This is a genomic window from Lysinibacillus sp. NPDC093712, from assembly GCF_050280025.1.
In the GTDB taxonomy this organism is placed as follows: Bacteria; Bacillota; Bacilli; order Bacillales_A; family Planococcaceae; genus Lysinibacillus.
Genome location: NZ_JBNNUU010000002.1, coordinates 1,006,060 through 1,026,363, shown reverse-complemented (window position 1 = coordinate 1,026,363; position 20,304 = coordinate 1,006,060). Strand labels below are relative to the sequence as shown.

The following is a 20,304-nucleotide window of genomic DNA, read 5'->3' as shown; positions in this document are numbered from 1 at the left end:
ATTCTCTATGTATATAGTAATGAAAACGATGCGAAAAGGAGAATATTTATGAAAAAGTCACAGAGATTGAGTGATAAGGTATTATTGTTCGCTAGTATTGTGGTAGTCCTAATTGTAGGACTAGTGATAGGTATTTTATATATGAATACGAATAATTCCGTTGAAGGAGCAATAGGTCGTGATGGCGTATCGAAAGCACAAACAATCGCCTCACTTGTAGATGTAGAATCGTATAAAAAATTAATTGACTCAGATGATGCAAAGTCAACGTTATATAAAGATTTGCGTGAAGAGTTAAATACATTACGTATACATAATGGTCTTTTATATGCTTATGTTTTATATCCACCAACAGAGGGAGAAAATTTGAAATTTTTAGTCGACGGTTTACCGTTAGATGAAGAAATGGCTGGTGCTATGGGGGATCCATCTGAGGTTCTTACATATAAAGATGGTCAGAAGGCTATTGATAAGAATGGCTATTATTCAGCTATACAAAAAAGTGAAACATACGGTTCTTTAATGTCAGCAATTACACCATTAAAAGATAGTTCAGGAAATACGGTTGCCTTTGTCGGTGTAGACATGATGGCAAATGATGTACAGGCTGTTCAAAGCGATGTGTTAAAACATACGATTCCTTATATTGTTATTATTTTATTAATTGGTGGAGTCATTTTAATTGGTATTATTCGCTTTTATACAAATCGCTTATTACAGCCTCTTGTTGTTTTAAAAGATGTAGCAGAGCAATTCGCTGATGGAGATATTCGCAGTGCTGAAAAAGGCTTAGATGCGATTAAAGTAGCAGGTAACAATGAAATTTCTGCTTTTGCTAAAGCATTTACACAATCCATGTACAAATTAAAAGAAACATTCCATTTGATTCATGGGACTGCTGTTAATTTACAACAGGCGGTTGATAATATTCATACTTCGACGGGAACGGTGAGTAGTTCAAACGGTGAAGTGGCGAGTAGTATTGTGACGATTGCAAGTGGTAGCGAACAGCAACGTGCTAACAATGAAGAAGTTGTTCGTGCCATGGAGGAAATGGTATCAGGAATTCAACGTATGGCAGACGCTACATCGAATGTGGCGGAATCATCGAACGATATTACGGACCGTGTCCAAACAGGTGTAGCAGATTCTGAAAATGTTGTATTTAAAATTCATCAAGTCGAAAAATCGGTACTAGCTACATCTGATCATGTTACGGAAATGGGTAAACAATTCCGTTCTATTGAAGAAATGGTAGCTGTTATTACAAGTATCGCAGATCAAACCAATTTACTAGCATTAAATGCAGCGATTGAAGCAGCCCGTGCAGGTGAGGCAGGAAAAGGGTTTGCCGTAGTCGCAGATGAAGTAAGAAAATTAGCTGAAATGTCTCGTGTTTCAGCTGAAAATATTCAAAATCAATTGCAAAGTTTTAGCATCACAACAACTAAAGCATTGGAAGAGATGCAGACTAGTGCTACAAGTGTTAAAGATGGAAGCGAAGAAGTAGGTAAAATAGGCCAAGCATTAGTAATGATCTTACAAGCTGTGCAAAGTGTGAACCAAGAAATACAGGAAAACTCGGCTATTATCGAGCAAATGTCAGCAAGCTCAGAGGAAGTATTAGCATCTGCTGAGCAAATGAATAATGTAATAGTTATGAATGCCAATCGTGCGGAAAGTGTAGCACAAGCTTCAGACCAACAAATGGCAATTGTCCATGATTTAGAGTCTGTTGTTGAAGAATTAGAAAATAGCTCTAAAAAAATGTTTGATGCTATTAATCATTTTAAAATTTAAGGGATTTGTGTTGAGATTTCAAAATTTTCCAAAGTATACTTAAGAAAAAAGTGTCCGACATAAGGGCACTTTTTTCGTTTTAGTGAAACTATCTTAAAAGATTTTACGACTATAGGATGAGTGGAAAAGGGGGGGCTCTAGTGAGTGAGCATTTAACAGCCATAATGGAAGAGCACGGCGAATATTGCCTACGTGTGGCTTATTTATATGTGCGAGATTGGTCGATTGCAGAAGAAATTGTGCAAGATGTATTTCTCGCCTATTACTTGCAACAGGATCGCTTTGAACAAAGAGCTTCGCTTAAAACCTATTTAGTAAAAATTACAGTACATAAAAGTCATGATTATTTAAGAAGCTGGAAAAATAAACGCCATCAATTATTTGACAAGCTTCATTTAGGTGTATATAAAAGGACTCCAGAAATAGATCTCATCAAAGCAGATGAACGAGTGACGTTGAAAGCAGCTTTATTTGAGCTACCCATTTCTTACAGGGAAGTGTTAATTCTTTATTATTATCAGGAATTAAAAGGACGTGAAATAGCAGATGTGCTTGGTTGTACTGAAAATACAGTAAAAACAAGGTTACGTAGAGCGAGGCAAATGCTACAAGACAAACTCGAACGAAGCGATTGGGAGGTGCTAGGAGATGACATCTTTTAAAAAGAAGCTGGATGAGGAAATAGGAGAAGCACCACGTTTTACGAAAGCATTACAGGAGCGTATTGTCCATCGTGCGGAGCAACAACAGCATCCTAAACAAAATAGTAGTTGGCAGTATCCCACAATTATAGTTGGCGCAATCGTGACGTTGCTTTTTTTAATCGCTGTTGGACCATGGCAACGAACAGAGTATGTTCAGCATGCTTCAATTGTTGAACTAGCGCAAAATGAAGAAATACAACAATTGTCCATCGTACAAAATTGGGATGAAGATTCATTTAATGCTGGCAGAACAGGTTGGATTATAGGGCAACAAGAGTACTTAAAAGGGGCTGACACGAAACTTCTAGAAAGCATACTTCAGAAGGCAGTTGTAGCACAGAAATCGGATGATTATTATGTGGTGCGAGATTTTTGGATAGAATTTAGTAATGGGCAAGCAGTTAAGCTAAAAATGTTAAAAAATAATGAACAAATCGCCTTTCTCGATGTAAAGACCAATCAGTTTTATAAAGTCAATGATGAGGAGGCTGTATCAGTATTTACAGACTTTCCTTTCAAGGAAGGTGTATTTAAATCTACGGGACTTCTCATATTGATGGTCTTATTTGTTGTCATTTTCTTTGTTGGATGGGTTGCTGAAAGAGTAGTTCGCTGGAAATTTAATATTCCAAAAGAGCCGAAGTATGTGAATATTAGTCATCAGCGAACGGTCTATATTTTTAAATTGGTTGGTTTTATTATGTTATCGATATTTAATATAAAGAATTGGTTTATATATATTGCTGCTGACTTCACGCTTATTTTAGTTTCAATGTTATTGCTTTTAGCAATCGAATATTATTTTGGACGACATGAAAAAAGGCATTACTTGGCATTAACAACTACGATTTTTTTGTTTATTGTTTTTATCGCTTTTGTTATTTGGGTTTAAAAACATCTAAGCTTGTCGACAAAAGGGATTAAGAATAGAATTCTTTATCGCTTTTGTTATTTTTATTGTAAAAAAAGGGTTCTTACTATCGTCTTGACCATACTGTCCGGACTCGATTTATATTGGCATACCCTTCCTTCATTTATAGTAGACTGCTAGCAATACATATAAAGTTGATTGAAGTGGAGGGCTGGCGACTCCTGTGGGAACAGCACAGTACGTAAGACGCAACAGACCGCGCGTTAGCGAGGGTTGCGGCTTACGATATACCCGCGGAAAGCGTCCGCCCGTAACGTAAATCAACGGCAGTAGACCTCTAAATTTATTTAATGATTAAAGCAGACGACTATCATATATAATCATAACTGCAATAATTGTACTTTATTTTCACTTTTTCCTTCGTAAGAGCGTGTTGACACTAGTTGATTGGAGTGGAGGGCGGGCGACTCCTGCGGGAACAGCACAGAATGTAAGACGCAACAAGCCGCGCGTTAGCGAGGGTTGCGGCTTACGATGTGCCCGCGGAAAGCGCCCGCCCGTAGCGAAATCAACGGCAGTAGTCATCATTTCAATATTATTTTTTTTAAAAAAGGGTTCTTACTATCGTCTTGACCATACTGTCCGGACGCGTTTTGTATTGGCATATTCTTCCTTCATTTATAATAGACTGCTAGCAATACATATAAAGTTGATTGGAGTGGAGGACGGGCGACTCCTGCGGGAACAGCACAGTACGTAAGACGCAACAGACCGCGCGTTAGCGAGGGTTGCGGCTTACGATGTGCCCGCGGAAAGCGCCCGCCCATAGCGGAAATCAACGGCAGTAGTCATCCCCTATATTAGTTTTAAATAAAAAAGACTATAGACAAATTCGAAAAACTTCGAGTTTGTCTACAGTCTGAGATGTTTCGCTAGCTTGCGAAGCATCTTTTTTGTAGTTGTATATGGAAAATGATTAGGCTAGTCGTCTGCTGATGGAAAACTTCTAGCCTGCTGAAGCATAAATTGATAAATGCAAGAGGTGATAAAGCTTACAGCTAGACCGTATAGAGCACTAAAATAGAGGCCAACAATAATGCCAATCATAATAGAGAGCAATATCGCTAACCAACTATGTTTATGAATCGTTCGCTTCGTAAATAAAAGAATTATAATAAACGGCAACATTGTGATATGGATAAACGCAAAGCTATAAATGACGCCTAAAATAGTTATTTTGATTGATAAAAATAGACTAAATAATAGTAGCATTAAGCCTATCAAATAGTAATAATAGGGTCTACGGGTAGAAAAGAAGCGTTTTGTTGCGCGCATTTCTACGAGTAGTGTTGTCACAATTGCTAAAAGCGTAATTACAAGAAAAGCAAATGTAAGAAAACCTGGCTGTACCTCATATAAAAATGTCAGCACTAAAATTTGAAATTGGCCGTATGACCCACTATACAGTGCAATCATTAAAATTGCTGTAAAGGACAACGTTAATAAGGCTAAAACGACACCTGAAGAAAATAGGCTACGGCGTACTTTTTTAGGTTTGATAAAGGCTACTAAATACCAAGTCGATTTATCAAACAACACTTGTCCTAAAATAGCTAATTGAATTACAACATAAAACAACAGAATTTCACTGTTTTTAAAGTAAAATAAATACGGGTGGTATAAACGAATTCCTTCATAAACTGTACTGGCTCCATTTTGCACAAAATAAAAAATAGGGATAAATATGAGTAGAGAAAATAACATAATAATAAACAACGTATCTAGCCATAATATCCCCTTTAAAGACATTAATCGGTCCAATAATAGCATGCCAATTAAAAACAATGCTAATGAAATCGGCACGGGTATATTAAACATAATAGTAGATAACACACTAATGCTAATCAATTGAATAAGCCAAATTTCAATGCCTGTTAGTAAGTAAAATAGCCGTACAACTTTTAAGTTCATACCACTTAGTTTGTCCTGCATTTTCATAATTAAAAAACTTTGTTTGTGTTGGCTTTGTGAATAGCCACTTTTATTTAAAAAAGAACCTAGCACGATAAACGAAATGGCTGTTGCTAATGTATAACAAATGCCTGCCATAAAACCATAAGAAATAAGTGCGGATGGGGAGGATAATAAAAAATTACCACTAATCCATCTTGCTAATAATATGATGACACCCGCTGTTGTACTTAAACTTGCAAGCGGTACAAGAAGTGAAAGTTTTTTAAAATACATATGTTTTACTGCCCTTTATACTTTTGTGATACTTTGTATTGTCGTGGAGACTGATTATATTTTTTCTTAAAAGCTACACTAAAATAATGCTGACTATTAAAGCCACAGCTTTCTGCAATAGTAGACATACTGGCTTCCATGTTTTCATTCATCTTCTTAATAGCAATTTCTAAGCGATAATTATTAATATACTCGTTAATGCCGATGGATTGCTCCTCTAAAAATTTACGGCTTAAATAGCTTGGATTTAAATGTATTTTTTCAGCTATAATATTGAGCGTAAGTTTTTCGTGATAATTTTCATGAATATAAGAAAGTGCACTTTGAATTGCATCATGGTTGGAGCTCCATGCCTTATATTTTTCGACAATATCGTTTAATTCACTAGCAATAACAGGCTTTGTTAAATAATCAGTCACTCCGATTCGTAAAGCTTTTTGTGCGTATTCAAAGGTCTGAAATGCAGTGACCATAATAATATCTAATTCATAAAGATTTTTTAATTCCTTGCTTAGTGTTATACCATCCTTTCCAGGCATTTGAATATCTAAAAAGGCGATGGTCATACGATGCTTTTTCGCTAATTGTAGTGCTTGAGAAGCATCTAGAGCAGTGTGAAATTTCCAATTTGGAAAATGTGGCTTTAATAAATAAATCATTTGTTCTAATTCTAATGGCTCGTCATCGGCGATTAATATATTCATGTTGCTTCATCCTTTCCTTTAGGATCTACTTTTATTGCTTACGCAGGAACATGAATAGTAACGGTATAAAGTTGCTCCTCGCTAATGGTTGAAAATAAAATATTTTCAAGTCCATATATAAGTTGGAGACGTTTTTGAACATTTTCAAGTCCGTAGCCTTGCTGCAATTCATCTTCGGTATGATTAAGTGCCGTATCGATTGGCTGTGTATTTTTGATTTCAATCAATAAAATGTTGTCCAATTTTTTTATATAAATAGACAGCTCGGCAGGTCCTACATGCTTCTCAAATCCATGTTTAAAGGCATTTTCAATAATCGTTTGAAAAATAAACGGAGGTATTTTTACTGAAAGAGCATCATTATCGATAAATTTGTTTATCGTTAAACGATGCCCGAAGCGTAGCTGCTGAATATTTAAATAGCTTTCAACAAATTGGACCTCATTTTTTAAGGCAATTAAGACATCGTGATCATTATATTTAAATTTAAAAAACGTTGCTAAAGCTTCAATACCTGCAACCAAATCTTCTTTACGATTAATGCGGGCTAGACTTAACAAAGAATTTAAGGCATTAAAAAAGAAGTGTGGCTGTATTTGTTGATTGAGTTGAAGGATATTCGCGCGCTGTAAATCTTGCTCTAGCTCCAAATGTCTTTTTTCTTCTTCAAGACTATCAATCTGTTTTTCAAAAATAAATATAAATGTAAGCAGAAAAGCTCCAATGATTGGAGCGATTACACATAGGAGAATATATATGTTGAATGTTTCTAGTTGTAACATAATGAAAAGGACCTCTCCAGTTTTATATAAGTGTAAGTTACATTAAACTAAATTTTCTGCAAAATGGCAAGCTACCTTATGTGTGGCATTTATTTCCCGCAACGCTGGTATTTCAACTTTACATTTGTCGGTTGCAAATGGACAGCGTGTGTGAAAGCTACAACCTGTAGGTGGATTAAGAGGGGATGGAATATCTCCCTTCAAAATAATACGTTCCTTACGATGTTGCTTGTCAATAATTGGTATAGATGAAAATAGTGCTTTTGTATAAGGGTGAAGCGGCTGAGAGAAAAGGGAATGCTTGTCGGCTATTTCGACGACTTTTCCGAGATACATGACCATGACACGATCAGATATATGTCGAACGACACTTAAATCATGAGAGATAAATAAAAACGTTAAATCCAAATCGCGTTGTAGCTTTTTAAGTAAATTTAAAATTTGAGCTTGAATGGACACGTCTAAAGCTGAAACCGATTCATCACAAATAATAATTTTTGGATTGACTGCAAGTGCTCTTGCTATACCAATACGTTGTCGTTGCCCGCCAGAAAATTCATGTGGGTAGCGCTCGAGATATTCTGGACGTAAACCAACGAGTGTCATTAATTCTAGCATACGAGATTCTTGCTGCTCTGGTGGTACAATTTTTTGAATGGACATGGCCTCGGTCAGCATTTTACGAATCGTTCTCCGCGGATTGAGGGAAGCGTAAGGGTCCTGAAAAATAATTTGAATATCTTTTCTAGCCGCTCGCAGTTCTTTTTTATTCATCTCTACTAAGTTTTTGCCGAACAATAATACTTCACCAGATGTCGGTTCATCCAAACGTAAAATAGCACGACCTGTTGTCGATTTCCCACAGCCCGATTCACCAACGATGCTTAGCGTTTCACCTGGCATAATATTGAAAGAAACACCATCTACAGCTTTGACAACTTGTTGTGCACCAAAAAGTTTTTCTTTTTTTAAGAAAAAATGCTGTTTTAACTCGTTTACTTGTAATAATGGTTGCATATTTTCATTCATTGTCATATCATCATCTCCTCCATCGCTGATTCTCCTTGCCATTGTTCGCTATACATCCAGCATCTTACCTTTTTATCCGATTCTATCGTAATGAGCTCTGGTTGCTGTTCATAACATAGCTCAGTGGCAAATGGACAGCGTTCAGCATAACGACAGCCGTTCGGATAGTGATATGGACTTGGTACAGTACCTTGAATCGTCGATAGCTCTTCTTGATCTTCATAAAGCTTAGGTAATGATTGAATTAAGCCATTTGTATAAGGATGGAGAGGCTTTGCAAAAAGGCTATCTGTAGAACCTTCTTCTACTACTTGACCCGCGTACATTACCGCAATTTTATCGCAAATTTCAGCCACTACACCGAGGTCATGTGTAATAAAAATAATGCTCATCCCTAATTGCTGTTGCAAGTTTCTAATAATATCGATAATCTGTGCTTGGATCGTCACATCAAGCGCTGTTGTTGGTTCATCAGCAATTAATACATCTGGTGTACAAGCTAAAGCCATCGCAATCATAATGCGCTGTCGCATCCCACCACTTAGTTGATAAGGCTCCTGTTTTGCTCTTTTTTCTGGTGCAGGTATGCCGACTAGACGAATCATTTCAACTGCCTGTTGCCAAGCTTCTTTGCGGGACAAGCCTTGATGTAAGCGTATTGTCTCAGCAATTTGTTCACCAACTGTTAAAACGGGATTTAGGCTCGTCATAGGCTCCTGAAAAATCATCGATATTTTATTGCCTCTTATTTTCCGTAGCTCCTCTTCTGATAATTTCAGTAAATCTGTATTGTTTAGTAGTATTTCACCATTAATGATTTTACCTGGTGGTGAAGGTACTAATCTTAGGAGGGAAAGTGAAGTCATGGATTTGCCACAGCCCGATTCACCAACAATTCCTAACGTTTCTCCTTTATGAAGTGTAAATGACACACCATCTACAGCCTTTGCGACCCCTTCACTGGAATAAAAATATGTTTGTAAGTTTTTTACTTCCAATACAGTTTCTCGTTTCATGTTCATGTCCCCCCTAATTTAAATCAATTCGTTTATTAAATATTCTGTATAAAATATCGACAAAGAGATTGATAACAACAAATATTAATGAAGCTACTAGTACGCCACCTTGTACAACTGGTATATCTCGAGTACGAATTGCATCAACAATCATTCGGCCAAGGCCGTTCACAGCAAAAACAGATTCTACTAATACTGTTCCACCAAGTAAAGTACCAAACTGTAATCCTACTACTGTAATAACAGGTATTAATGCATTGCGTAATGCGTGTTTTAGAATAATAACGTAGCCTTTTAAGCCTTTTGCTTTTGCTGTACGGATGTAATCTTGATTGACAACTTCAAGCATACTGGAGCGCGTCATACGGGCTACAATGGCAGCACCCCCCGCACCGAGTGTGATGGCTGGCAAAATAATATGTTTTGCACTTTCCCATCCCGCCACAGGCAGCCAATGTAGCTGTACTGAAAATACATACATTAATAAAATTCCAAGCCAAAAGCTTGGCAAAGAAATACCGAGGAGCGCAACAATCATTAATCCAACATCTAAAACAGAATAGGGACGTATTGCTGAAATAATGCCGGCAATAAGACCTAACACAATGGTGATTAAAATACTGTATATCGCAAGCTCAATTGTAATCGGTAAACGTGCCGTAATTTCCTCAAGAACGGGCTGCTTATTTTTTAAAGAATTCCCCATATCACCATGTAAAAGATTGTTTATATATTCACCGTATTGAACGTATAAAGGCTTGTTCAACCCTAAATTCTCGCGTAACTCTTCAACCGTTTCATTGGAAGCACCTTCACCAGCTAATATTAATGCAGGATCACCTGGTATCATCTGCATAATTAAAAATACAACGAGCGTTACACCTAATGTCACAGGGACAATTTGCACAATTCGTTTTAAGATAAATAGTGTCATATCGCTACACTCCTTTAATTTTTCATTCTTGGATCAAGTGCATCGCGCAAACCATCTCCAAATAAGTTAAAGCCGAGTACAAGTATCGAAATCATCAGTCCAGGGAACATCGCCATATATGGAGCAGTAAAAATAAAGTCTCGTCCGTTAGAGAGCATTGCTCCCCATTCTGGTGATGGAGGCTGAGCACCTAAACCTAAAAATGATAAGCCGGCAGCAGATAAAATGGCTGTAGCTAAGCGCATAGATGCTTGCACAATAATTGGTGATAAAATATTAGGGAAAACATGCTTCGCTAAAATCGTCACATCGTTCGCACCAAGTGTTCTAACAGCATCAATGTATTCCAATTTTTTAACTTCCATCGTAGAACCACGTACGATACGAGCGAACATAGGTATTGAGAAAAAACCAACAGCAATTGTAACGTTAATCAGGCTTGGACCTAATGCACTGACAATCGCCAAAGCTAGTAAAATACCAGGGAAGGCTAGCATGATATCTAAAATACGACTAATAATGGAGTCAATCCATCTACCGTAATAGCCAGCAATAAGCCCTAATAACGTGCCAATCGTTCCACCAAAAAGTACGGCTGAAAAACCAACACCAAGTGATAGGCGTGAGCCATATAATATGCGACTAAAAATATCACGGCCTTTATCATCAGTACCCATGAGATGATCTAAACTAGGTGCTTGTAATTTCTGATCCAATTGCACATCGTATGGATCGTAAGGAGCAATGATAGGCCCGATAAGAAACATAATTAAATAAAGAACAATAATAATACCACCTGCAACAGCGGCTTTATTTTTTTTGATTTTGTTGAGAAAACCGATCATATTTTTTTTTCGAGTTGCTTTGCGTGCATCCGATAAAATCGAATGATCTATCGTTGTAGTTACTTTCTCCATAATGATTTCTCCTTTTTTTTAGATGTGATATCAATTTATTGAAAAGAGCACAGAAAGTAAATATTTTAGAGGTTATTAGTCAGAAAATTTAAAAAACAAGTAAAGATTTTAAAAAACAAGTAAATTTTATTTCTTTATAATTCGAAATGTAAGCAACATTTTAACAAGGAGGAGTAATTTATGAAGAGAATGAAAGTGTTTTTATTTTTAGCGCTTATGACTGTCGTTATTTTGCAAGCTTGTTCGACTGCAAGTAACAATAGTACGGAGGGATCCAAGGAAGGATCTAAAAGTGTTGGAGGGGAACTTATCGTATTAAGAGCTTCAGATGCTACTAGTCTTGACCCGCACTTTATAACGGATATTCCTTCAGCAAATATTATTCATGGTAAAGTCTATGAAACGTTAGTAGCTTTTGATAGAGATCGAAAAATTGTTCCATTACTAGCAAAATCATGGGAGCAAAAGGACGAGTTAACGTGGACATTTACTTTAAATGAAGGCATTAAGTTTCATGATGGTGAAGATTTTAATGCAGAGGCTGTAAAAGCGACATTTAATCGAATTTTAGATCCAGCGACAGGTTCACCACAACGCGATAAGCTATCTATGATTAGCGAAGTTGTTGTTGATGATACGTATGTTGTGACATTAAAATTAAAAAATCCTTATGCACCGCTTCTTTCTATTTTAGCGAGCCAAGAAGGTAGCATTATTAGCCCGAAAGCAATTACGGGGTCAGCAGATCAGCTTGCGACAAATCCAGTAGGTACGGGTCCATTTATTTTTGAGTCATGGAAATCAGGTCAAGCAATTACATTAAATACAAATAAGGATTATTGGGGTACTGTACCGAAGATTGATAAAGTGACATTTAAAATCGTACCTGAAGATTCAACTCGTTTAGCGATGATTGAAAGCGGGGAAGCGCATATTGCCGACCAAGTACCAGTAACGGATATTGCCAGAATTGAAAATTCTTCAACGATGAATTTATTCCGTACAGAAGGACTTGCAGTTGAGTTTATCGGCTTTAATGTGAAAGATTCATTATTATCGAATGTCAAAGTACGTCAGGCTATTAGCTATGCTGTTGACCGCGAGGCAATTATTAGTGGAATTTATAATAATGTAGGCACACTAGCAAATTCAGCAATGAGTCCAAAGGTTATTGGTTATTCAAGTGAAACGAAGGCCTATGATTATGATGTTGTAAAGGCAAAACAACTGTTAAAAGAGGCAGGGATTAAAGAAGGCACTAAACTTAAATTACTGACAAGTGATCGCAAAGAACGCATTAATATGGCTGAGGTTGTGCAATCTCAATTAAAAGGTATTGGCTTAGATGTTGAAATTCAAGTAATGGAATACGGTGCATTTATTTCGGAAATTACGAAAGAACAGCATCAATTATTTATTAGTGGCTGGGGTAATGCAACTGGAGACGCTGATTATAACCAATACAATCTGTTCCACACAGCTTCAATGGGCGCACCAGGAAATCACTTCTATTATAGTAATCCAGAAATTGATAAGTTAATTGAAGAAGGACGTACTGAATCAGACCAAGCTACTCGTAATGATATCTACAAAAAAGCGATGCAATTAGAGCTAGATGAAGCGGTATATATTCCTGTTCGAAATTATGAGCATTTAGCTGTTTATAGTAATGGAGTAAAGGGCTTTTGGTTAGATGCATCCAATTACACAATGCTTAGCGGAGTAGAAATTGTCCAGTAAGGCTATAGGGGGCACTTGTATTATGAACAATCATCAAAATACGAATTAGGAGAGTAAACTATGAGCACACTATTGCTAAAAAATGTGAGATTAGAAGAAGCTTTTGAACATGATAACGAGCACATTGTTGCAACTCGTACCGCTATTTATGATGTCCTAATTGAAGATGGGCAAGTAAAAAAGGTAGATAAAAATATAGTGGTTTCCGAAGATGTTGAAGTGTTGGATGCCCAACATCAATTGTTAGTCCCTTCCTTCCGCGAAATGCATATTCATATTGATAAAACGTATTTTGGTGGGGAATGGCAAGCACCAAGACCCATTACAAAAGGAATATTAACACGCATTGAGGAAGAACAGATGCTATTACCGAAGCAATTACCGACGGCTGCTTATCGTGCCGAGGAGATGGTGAAATGGCTTATTGCACAGGGGCATACACATATTCGTTCCCATTGTAATGTTGATCCACAAATTGGTACAAAGCATATAGAAATTACAAAGCAAGTTTTAGAAAAATATAAGGAACAAATTACGTATGATATTGTTGCCTTTCCACAGCATGGCCTTCTTCGTTCAAATGTAGAAGGGTTAATCCGAGAGGCAATGACAATGGGGGCAACGTTAGTTGGAGGTGTTGATCCATCGATTGTGGATCGCAATATTGAAAAATCACTTCAAACAACAATGCAAATTGCCCAAGATTTTAACACTGGTATCGATATTCATATTCATACAGCCAATACATTGGGAGAATTCGAGTTTTATAAACTGATTGATTTGACAAAGCAGGCCAAAAAAGAAGGACAAGTGACAATTAGTCATGCGATGGCACTGGCTGATTTAGCGCAGCCACAACTAGAAAATCTAGTACAAGCAATGGCTTCCGTCCAAATGGATGTGACAACAACGGTACCAATTGCTATTAATCGTTCAACAATTCCGATTCCATATTTATATGAAAAGGGGGTTAAGGTTTCAGTAGGGCATGATAGTTTAACAGATCATTGGTCACCCTATGGCACAGGCAACACAATTACAAAATTAAATGTGATGGCTGAAAGATTCCGTTTCATGGATGAATATTCTTTAAGTCGTGCATGGAAATATGCTTCTGGCGGTATAACACCTTTGAACGATGAGGGTGAGCGTGTATGGCCAAAGGTTGGTAATGTTGCGAATATGCTGCTAGTAGATGGCGTTAGTACGGCACATGTTGTGGCTAGAAGATGTCCAATCTCTACTGTCATTTCACAAGGTAAAATTATTCACCAGCAGGAAGTAGGAGAGTTGAAAGGAGAATTCAGATGAAGCAGTGGCTTACAAACGTTCTACTTGAAACAGGCGAGTATATAAAAGATAATGATACAGTTGGTACAAAGGTTGAGCTTTTCAACATTGAAATTACTGAAGGTGTAATTTCTCAAATTATTCCAGAAACACAAGCAATCGATGCGTCGCAAAACGTTATAGATATGAAGGGCAAGCTCCTTTTACCTGCTTTTAAGGAAATGCATAATCATTTAGATAAAACATACTTATCATTACCTTGGAAGGCAGTAATACCATCAAAAAATTTAAAAGATCGATTGGAGCAAGAAGCAAGGGAGCTACCTATTTTAGCGCATACAGGAAAGCAGCGTGCTGTTGCAATGATTGAAAAAATAATTAACAACGGAACGAATCATATTCGTACGCATGTAAATATTGATCCGTATATTGGGTTGAAAAATTTAGAGGGTGTATTAGCAGCGTTAGATGATTATAAAGATATTGTGACAGCCGAGGTAATCGCTTTTCCGCAGCATGGCTTACTAAGAGATAATGTGCCACAGTTACTACGTGAGGCATTACGCAACGGAGCTACAATGATTGGTGGACTTGATCCGGCTGGAATCGATAACACTATTGAGCGTTCTCTATACGAAACAATGGATATTGCCCATGAATTTAATGTCGATGTTGATATTCATTTACATGATGGCGGTCACGTTGGCTACTATACAATAGATAAATGGCTTGATATAGTCGAAGAGACAAATTACCAAGGCAGAACAGCTATAAGTCATGCCTTTGCATTAGGTGATGTTTCTATAATGGAGCAACATAATATTGCAAATCGTCTTGCGCAGCAACAGGTGAAAATCATGTCTACAGTGCCATATAATATTAATCGTGTGATGCCACCAATCGATTTACTGTCAGAGCATGGAGTCGATGTGCATTTTGGTTGTGATGGATTTTTTGATTCATGGAGCCCATATGGTTCTGGAGATATTTTAGAAAAAGTAACGACTTTTGCAGACATTTCTCGAAAACTAGATGAACGTTCCATACGTCAAACATTGAAATACATTACAAATGGTATTACGCCATTAGATACAGATGGTCAGAAAGTTTGGCCAAATATTAACGATGAAGCAAGTTTCGTATTTTTTGATGCAGTATCAAGCGCCGAAGTCATTGCAAGAAGACCTTTAGATCGTACTGTCATGTCTAAAGGAAAATTTATTCGTTAAACATATAGGAGAGGCATACCGAATTGTGCCGTGCTAATAATAAAATTATCCCCCTTAAATAATTTTATATAGACGAAAATCCACTTACATTCCTATGCTGAAGTATCGCTTTCATGGTGATAGCGATACTTGGCAAAGGAAGGCGAAGCGGTTTTTTTAATTTGTAGCAAATGTTTTATCAGTGGGGTTCAAACTCCGGCTGAATCAAGAAAAAAATCTTGCCGTAATTGCGCCGAGATGTAAATGATTATTTTTCATGTGAGAAGGAGCAATAAATGAAACAACTAACAACATACATGATTTTATTTAGCTGTGTATTTTTTTGGGCTAGTAACTTTATTATTGGCGCTATTTTAATTCATCATTGGGAACCTATAGTGATTTCCATTTACAGACTGATTGTAATTGTTCTATTTTTAGGGTGTATAAGTTGGCGATCTATCATCCATTTATCCGTTACGCGCCGCGATATTTTATTATTAATTGTAGCTGGCATTTTAGGTGTTGCGATTAATCACTATAGTTTTTATGCAAGTCTTCAGCATACAACTCCAATAACAGCAGCTCTCATATTAGCTTGTGCACCGATTGTTACGTCATTACTTAATAAAATAATCTATAAAGAATATCGAAACAGTATTTTTTGGGTTGGTGCTATTATTTCATTAATTGGCGTTTCGATGATTATTACAAAAGGAGCATTTATCGGCATATCAATTGGTAAAGGTGAAATTTTAAGCTTGATTACGATGTTAAGTTTTGCTCTGTTTCTAATTATTGTAAATGACCTTAGCGCTAGAATTTCAGCGGCGGCCATTACTTTTTATACAAACTTGATTGGTCTAATTGTTCTCATGCCATTCGGAACATCTATAGTAGCCCAAAAGAATATGCAAGTGGCATTTCCATATTGGTTACTGCTAATTATTTCAGCTATCGTTATTCATGGAATTAGTAATTTAATGTGGAATAGAAAAATGAAAGAAATAGGGTCGACAAATGCATCGCTTTTGTTAAATTTTGAACCAGCTATCGCGATGATTCTAAGTGCTATTATTTTAAATCAGCTGCCAACTAGCATCCAAATTTACGGTTCTTTGTTGATTCTATTAGGAATTATCCTTTGTATTTACTATAAAGAAATAAAGGGGGTAGTTTATAAATAAGATGGCTATTGCTACCGTTGATTTCCGCTACGTGCGAGCGCTTTCCGCGGGCACAACGTAAGCCACAACCGTCGCAGTCGCGCCGTCTGTTGTGTCTTACGTTTTGTGCTGTTCCCGCAGGAGTCGCCCGCCCTTCGCTCCAATCAACAGAAAATTGTTTGAGTGCCTGGCATCCCTCTTAGATTCCTAGCATAATACTGGCTCCTAAATCGTAAAAATCCACTGCGCTTTCCGCGGGCACACACGTAAGCTGCAACCCTCGCTAACGCGCGGTTTGTTGCGTCTTACGTTCTGTGCGTTCCCGCAGGAGTCTACGTGGATTTTTCTTGGAGTTTGAGTGCCTGGCACTAAGCGTATTCTAAATATAAGTACTGTTATGGTTAATTTCCGCTACGTGCGAGCGCTTTCCTCGGGCACATCGTAAGCCACAACCGTCGCAGTCGCGCCGTCTGTTGTGTCTTACTTTTTGTGCTGTTCCCGCAGGAGTTGCCCGCCCTTCGCTCCAATCAACAGAAAATTGTTTGAGTGCCTGGCACTAGGCGTATTCTAAATAAGAAGTACTGTTATGGTTAATTTCCGCTACGTGCGAGCGCTTTCCGCGGGCACAACGTAAGCCACAACCGTCGCAGTCGCGCCGCCTGTTGCGTCTTACGTTTTGTGCTGTTCCCGCAGGAGTCGCCCGCCCTTCGCTCCAATCAACAGAAAATTGTTTGAGTGCCTGGCATCCCTCTTAGATTCCTAGCATAATACTGGCTCCTAAATCGTAAAAATCCACTGCGCTTTCCGCGGGCACACACGTAAGCCGCAACCCTCGCTAACGCGCGGTTTGTTGCGTCTTACGTTCTGTGCGTTCCCGCAGGAGTCTACGTGGATTTTTCTTGGAGTTTGAGTGCCTGGCACTCAAAATTACTGCGCATCTTTTTTGTGCAATGTGTAATTTAGAAACAGTATATATATTATAGGAAGGAAAACGGTTGTGATGGTGATACCCAACCAATTAAAATGTAACCATATCGGACTGAGTAACGTACTTCCACAAGCAACACCAATATAATAAGAAACGAGATACAGGCTTGCCGCACTGCCTTTTTGGTGGCTAGCTGTACGACTAATGGTTGCTGATGTTAAGGCATGGGCGGTAAAAAAGCCTAAACATGCAATGCAAAGTCCTACAATTACGATAATGAGTGAATCACTTAATGTTAGGATTATGCCACTAACTAATAAAAACACCCCATATGTTCGAACGCGATGTATGCCTATTTTTTCTGCAAGTGAGCTGGCGATAGGTGAGCCGACGATACCTAAGCTATACGCTAAAAAAATAAATGAAATCATTTTCAATGATAGCGAAAAGGGCGGCTCTATTAAGTAATACGGAATGAAGGACCACATACCACTAAAGGATGTTTGGAGTATAATTCCTAGTCCGAACAAGATAAGCAGTTTTGGATTTTTTAGATGGAGCCAAAAGCCTTGTAAATCTTTTGAAATCGTCCGATCGTTGATAGTGAAATTTCTTGATTTTGGAAGTGTAAGCAATACCATTATAAAAATTGCAATACCTAACAAAGCTAGTGAACTAAACGCGGTCTCCCAAGAATAGTGTTCAGTTACATAGCCCATTAACAAACGGCCAATTGTTCCTCCTAGCGCATTACATGAAATATAGAGAGAGGTAGCAAATCCCATTGCTTGGCTATCAATCTCTTCGCTAATATAGGCGAGTGCCGCAGCAGGAACACCAGCAATAGCAAAGCCTTGAATAAAGCGTAATAGTATAATGGTAAGAAAAGAATCAGTTAATGGCATAAATAGAAAAGGAATGACAGTCAGAATAATTGATAGTCTAATAAAAAGAATTCTTCCATGTCGATCCGATAAAAACCCTAAAACAATTAATCCGATAATAACCGATATCGTCGTAATCGAAACTGCAAGGCTAGCAAATGAAACAGAAATATGAAACTGTTCTGTAAAAAAGGGGAGCAAAGGTTGAACTGAATACATCGCAGCAAAAACAAAAACCGATGCTCCTCCTAAACTAATAATAATCTGCCAAAATTGACGATCTTGAATGGAATACCCTTTTGAGCCACTATCCATAAGGAAGCCCTTACTTCATTTGCTCTGGTAACCAAAGCGACAATTGTGGAAGTACAACGACGATAGCTAAAAACACTATCATTATAATTATAAATGGAATAACCCCTTTGACAACTTCTCCGAGTTTTTCCTTCGCAATACCACTTACCACGAAAAGATTCAGACCTACTGGAGGTGTGATCATACCAAGCTCCATATTGATTGTCATAATAATTGCAAAGTGAATAAGGTTGATATCAAAATGGACAAGAATTGGTAGTAAAATTGGTAATGTGATTAAAATAATTGAAACTGCTTCTAAGAACATACCCATAATAAAGAATAGAATATTTACGATAATCATGAAAATCCATTTGTTTAAATCACTTTCCGCAATCCAAGCACCAACTTGCTGAGGAACTTGCGCGTTCGTTAAATATAAACCGAATAGTGAAGCTGCGCCGATAATTAAGAAAATCATCGCGGTAATATTAATGGATTCTACTAATACTTCACGGAAATCTTTTAACTTCATTTCACGGTAAATGAATAGAGATACGATTAAACCATAAAATACAGCAATAACTGCCGACTCAGTAGGTGTTACAACGCCAGAATAGATAGTTCCTAAAATTAAGAACGGTAAGAACCCACCCCAAATAGCTTTTAATGATTTACGACCACGCTCCTCCCAAGAGGCAGGCTCATCTCCTTTAAAACCATTGCGCTTTGCATAGAAGATAGCAGCAACAATCAAAATGCCTGTTAACGCAAGACCTGGAATAACGCCAGCCATGAACAATTCACCAATAGATTGTTCAGATGTAATACCATAAATGATTAACGGAACACTTGGAGGAATTAAAATTCCTAGCGTACCACCAGCTGCAACAAGTCCCATTGAGTAACGCTTTTTATACCCTGCAGAAATCATTGCCGGAATCATAATCGAACCGATTGCAGCGGCAGTTGCAGGTGAAGAACCTGAAATTGCTGCGAAAATAGCACAGGCAACGATTGTAACGACTGCAAGACCTCCAGGCAAATGACCGATCCAAGCGCGTAATGCTTCAATTAAATATTTTGATATCCCGCCACGTGCCATGAGCACACCAGCAAGAACGAATCCTGGAATGGCCATCATCGGGAATGAATCTAATGCAGTAAAAATTCGCTGTGGAATCATATTCATATTAAAATCGATTTGAAAGAACACTAAAATCGTTGAAAGTGCTAAGCTAACTGCGACAGGTACACGTAAAAATAATAAAACAAAGAAACTAAGTAAGAGGATTAGCATATTCTTCGTCCTTTCCTCGTATAATATTGACTAATCTTTCTATGAATCTTAGTAAAAATAAAACGCCCGAAATCGGCAGTACTAAGTAGACAACCCACATTGGAATACCGATATCAAGTGAAACCATGCCTGATGTATAGCGATTCTCAACTAATACAAAACCGTAGTACGTATAAATTAAACAAAATACGATACTTAAACTTGTAGCGATAAAATCTAAAATTCGTTTATTTGATGGTTTTAATTTATCGTATAAAATATCTACTTGAATGTGCTGATTGTGACGAAGTGCTAAACCAAAGCCAAGAAACGTTCCCCAAATAATTGCGTAACGTGCTAATTCTTCTACCCAAGCTTGAGGTTCGTTAAAAATATAACGCATCATTACACCGTAGAAGATTAGTGCAATACCAGCTACGAAAAAGAATCCAGCAAGAATTTCCTCAAAATAGCCCCATACTTTATGTAAAATATTCATCCTGATGCCTCC

17 protein-coding genes are annotated in these 20,304 nt (G+C 37.5%); 7 read left to right on the top strand and 10 right to left on the bottom strand.

The genetic code is table 11. The features are described 5' to 3' along the window. Window positions 1-48: 48 nt before the first annotated feature. From ACQKNX_RS12525 to ACQKNX_RS12515, 3 genes are all read left to right on the top strand, one after another. Entirely contained in the window at window positions 49-1,800 is a 1,752-nt protein-coding gene (locus tag ACQKNX_RS12525; RefSeq protein WP_427429143.1) for a methyl-accepting chemotaxis protein, read from the top strand. 140 nt (window positions 1,801-1,940) lie between these two features. Beyond that, window positions 1,941-2,462, top strand: coding sequence for a sigma-70 family RNA polymerase sigma factor (locus ACQKNX_RS12520; protein WP_427429142.1), 522 nt, complete (start codon window positions 1,941-1,943; stop codon window positions 2,460-2,462). Further along, window positions 2,449-3,396, top strand: a complete 948-nt coding sequence (locus ACQKNX_RS12515) for a hypothetical protein (protein ID WP_427429141.1) — start codon at window positions 2,449-2,451, stop codon at window positions 3,394-3,396. The genes ACQKNX_RS12520 and ACQKNX_RS12515 overlap by 14 nt, the downstream gene beginning before the upstream one ends. A 960-nt stretch (window positions 3,397-4,356) precedes the next feature. On the opposite strand, the gene ACQKNX_RS12510 is transcribed toward ACQKNX_RS12515, so the two are convergent. From ACQKNX_RS12510 to nikC, 7 genes are read right to left on the bottom strand one after another with little or no spacing between them, the layout of a single operon-like run. After that, window positions 4,357-5,622: a permease gene (locus ACQKNX_RS12510; protein ID WP_427429140.1), complete on the bottom strand. Its 1,266-nt coding sequence runs from the start codon at window positions 5,620-5,622 to the stop codon at window positions 4,357-4,359. A 5-nt stretch (window positions 5,623-5,627) separates the two neighbouring features. Further along, window positions 5,628-6,326, bottom strand: coding sequence for a response regulator transcription factor (locus ACQKNX_RS12505; RefSeq protein ID WP_340822937.1), 699 nt, complete (start codon window positions 6,324-6,326; stop codon window positions 5,628-5,630). Between the two features lie 38 nt (window positions 6,327-6,364). Further along, a complete protein-coding gene (locus tag ACQKNX_RS12500) occupies window positions 6,365-7,108 on the bottom strand; it encodes a sensor histidine kinase (RefSeq protein WP_340822939.1) in 744 nt (247 codons plus the stop codon). A gap of 42 nt (window positions 7,109-7,150) precedes the next feature. Next, window positions 7,151-8,143, bottom strand: coding sequence for an ABC transporter ATP-binding protein (locus ACQKNX_RS12495; RefSeq protein WP_427429139.1), 993 nt, complete (start codon window positions 8,141-8,143; stop codon window positions 7,151-7,153). Beyond that, the gene (locus ACQKNX_RS12490) at window positions 8,140-9,153 is read right to left on the bottom strand and encodes an ABC transporter ATP-binding protein (protein WP_427429138.1); all 1,014 of its coding nucleotides are present in this window, start codon (window positions 9,151-9,153) and stop codon (window positions 8,140-8,142) included. Before ACQKNX_RS12490 ends, ACQKNX_RS12495 begins: the two co-directional genes overlap by 4 nt. Before the next feature lie 13 nt (window positions 9,154-9,166). Then, the gene (gene nikB / locus ACQKNX_RS12485; RefSeq protein ID WP_401009118.1) at window positions 9,167-10,087 is read right to left on the bottom strand and encodes a nickel ABC transporter permease; all 921 of its coding nucleotides are present in this window, start codon (window positions 10,085-10,087) and stop codon (window positions 9,167-9,169) included. A 14-nt stretch (window positions 10,088-10,101) separates the two neighbouring features. After that, a complete protein-coding gene (nikC, locus tag ACQKNX_RS12480) occupies window positions 10,102-11,004 on the bottom strand; it encodes a nickel transporter permease (RefSeq protein WP_427429137.1) in 903 nt (300 codons plus the stop codon). Window positions 11,005-11,184: 180 nt separating this feature from the next. Here nikC and ACQKNX_RS12475 point away from each other — a divergent pair, with 180 nt between their 5' ends. From ACQKNX_RS12475 to ACQKNX_RS12460, 4 genes are all read left to right on the top strand, one after another. Next, window positions 11,185-12,744: a glutathione ABC transporter substrate-binding protein gene (locus ACQKNX_RS12475; protein ID WP_427429136.1), complete on the top strand. Its 1,560-nt coding sequence runs from the start codon at window positions 11,185-11,187 to the stop codon at window positions 12,742-12,744. A 60-nt stretch (window positions 12,745-12,804) separates the two neighbouring features. Next, window positions 12,805-14,055, top strand: coding sequence for an amidohydrolase family protein (locus ACQKNX_RS12470; RefSeq protein ID WP_427429135.1), 1,251 nt, complete (start codon window positions 12,805-12,807; stop codon window positions 14,053-14,055). Then, window positions 14,052-15,263 (top strand): amidohydrolase, encoded by a 1,212-nt coding sequence (locus ACQKNX_RS12465; protein WP_427429134.1) that lies wholly within the window; start codon window positions 14,052-14,054, stop codon window positions 15,261-15,263. The genes ACQKNX_RS12470 and ACQKNX_RS12465 overlap by 4 nt, the downstream gene beginning before the upstream one ends. A 275-nt stretch (window positions 15,264-15,538) precedes the next feature. Then, window positions 15,539-16,429, top strand: a complete 891-nt coding sequence (locus ACQKNX_RS12460; RefSeq protein ID WP_427429133.1) for a DMT family transporter — start codon at window positions 15,539-15,541, stop codon at window positions 16,427-16,429. 906 nt (window positions 16,430-17,335) lie between these two features. Here ACQKNX_RS12460 and ACQKNX_RS12455 read toward each other — a convergent pair. From ACQKNX_RS12455 to ACQKNX_RS12445, 3 genes are read right to left on the bottom strand one after another with little or no spacing between them, the layout of a single operon-like run. Beyond that, entirely contained in the window at window positions 17,336-18,535 is a 1,200-nt protein-coding gene (locus ACQKNX_RS12455; RefSeq protein ID WP_427429132.1) for an MFS transporter, read from the bottom strand. 10 nt (window positions 18,536-18,545) lie between these two features. Continuing rightward, a complete protein-coding gene (locus ACQKNX_RS12450) occupies window positions 18,546-19,814 on the bottom strand; it encodes a TRAP transporter large permease (protein WP_427429131.1) in 1,269 nt (422 codons plus the stop codon). Further along, window positions 19,795-20,292: a TRAP transporter small permease gene (locus tag ACQKNX_RS12445; RefSeq protein ID WP_427429130.1), complete on the bottom strand. Its 498-nt coding sequence runs from the start codon at window positions 20,290-20,292 to the stop codon at window positions 19,795-19,797. The genes ACQKNX_RS12450 and ACQKNX_RS12445 overlap by 20 nt, the downstream gene beginning before the upstream one ends. Window positions 20,293-20,304 lie beyond the last annotated feature (12 nt).

What these genes read in the sequence shown, in the direction of transcription:
- ACQKNX_RS12525 (WP_427429143.1), top strand. Translation starts at nt 49, where the DNA reads ATGAAAAAGTCACAGAGATTGAGTGATAAGGTATTATTGTTCGCTAGT.
- ACQKNX_RS12515 (WP_427429141.1), top strand. Translation starts at nt 2,449, where the DNA reads ATGACATCTTTTAAAAAGAAGCTGGATGAGGAAATAGGAGAAGCACCA.
- ACQKNX_RS12510 (WP_427429140.1), bottom strand. Translation starts at nt 5,622, where the DNA reads ATGTATTTTAAAAAACTTTCACTTCTTGTACCGCTTGCAAGTTTAAGT.
- ACQKNX_RS12505 (WP_340822937.1), bottom strand. Translation starts at nt 6,326, where the DNA reads ATGAATATATTAATCGCCGATGACGAGCCATTAGAATTAGAACAAATG.
- ACQKNX_RS12500 (WP_340822939.1), bottom strand. Translation starts at nt 7,108, where the DNA reads ATGTTACAACTAGAAACATTCAACATATATATTCTCCTATGTGTAATC.
- ACQKNX_RS12495 (WP_427429139.1), bottom strand. Translation starts at nt 8,143, where the DNA reads ATGACAATGAATGAAAATATGCAACCATTATTACAAGTAAACGAGTTA.
- ACQKNX_RS12490 (WP_427429138.1), bottom strand. Translation starts at nt 9,153, where the DNA reads ATGAAACGAGAAACTGTATTGGAAGTAAAAAACTTACAAACATATTTT.
- nikB (WP_401009118.1), bottom strand. Translation starts at nt 10,087, where the DNA reads ATGACACTATTTATCTTAAAACGAATTGTGCAAATTGTCCCTGTGACA.
- nikC (WP_427429137.1), bottom strand. Translation starts at nt 11,004, where the DNA reads ATGGAGAAAGTAACTACAACGATAGATCATTCGATTTTATCGGATGCA.
- ACQKNX_RS12475 (WP_427429136.1), top strand. Translation starts at nt 11,185, where the DNA reads ATGAAGAGAATGAAAGTGTTTTTATTTTTAGCGCTTATGACTGTCGTT.
- ACQKNX_RS12470 (WP_427429135.1), top strand. Translation starts at nt 12,805, where the DNA reads ATGAGCACACTATTGCTAAAAAATGTGAGATTAGAAGAAGCTTTTGAA.
- ACQKNX_RS12465 (WP_427429134.1), top strand. Translation starts at nt 14,052, where the DNA reads ATGAAGCAGTGGCTTACAAACGTTCTACTTGAAACAGGCGAGTATATA.
- ACQKNX_RS12460 (WP_427429133.1), top strand. Translation starts at nt 15,539, where the DNA reads ATGAAACAACTAACAACATACATGATTTTATTTAGCTGTGTATTTTTT.
- ACQKNX_RS12455 (WP_427429132.1), bottom strand. Translation starts at nt 18,535, where the DNA reads ATGGATAGTGGCTCAAAAGGGTATTCCATTCAAGATCGTCAATTTTGG.
- ACQKNX_RS12450 (WP_427429131.1), bottom strand. Translation starts at nt 19,814, where the DNA reads ATGCTAATCCTCTTACTTAGTTTCTTTGTTTTATTATTTTTACGTGTA.
- ACQKNX_RS12445 (WP_427429130.1), bottom strand. Translation starts at nt 20,292, where the DNA reads ATGAATATTTTACATAAAGTATGGGGCTATTTTGAGGAAATTCTTGCT.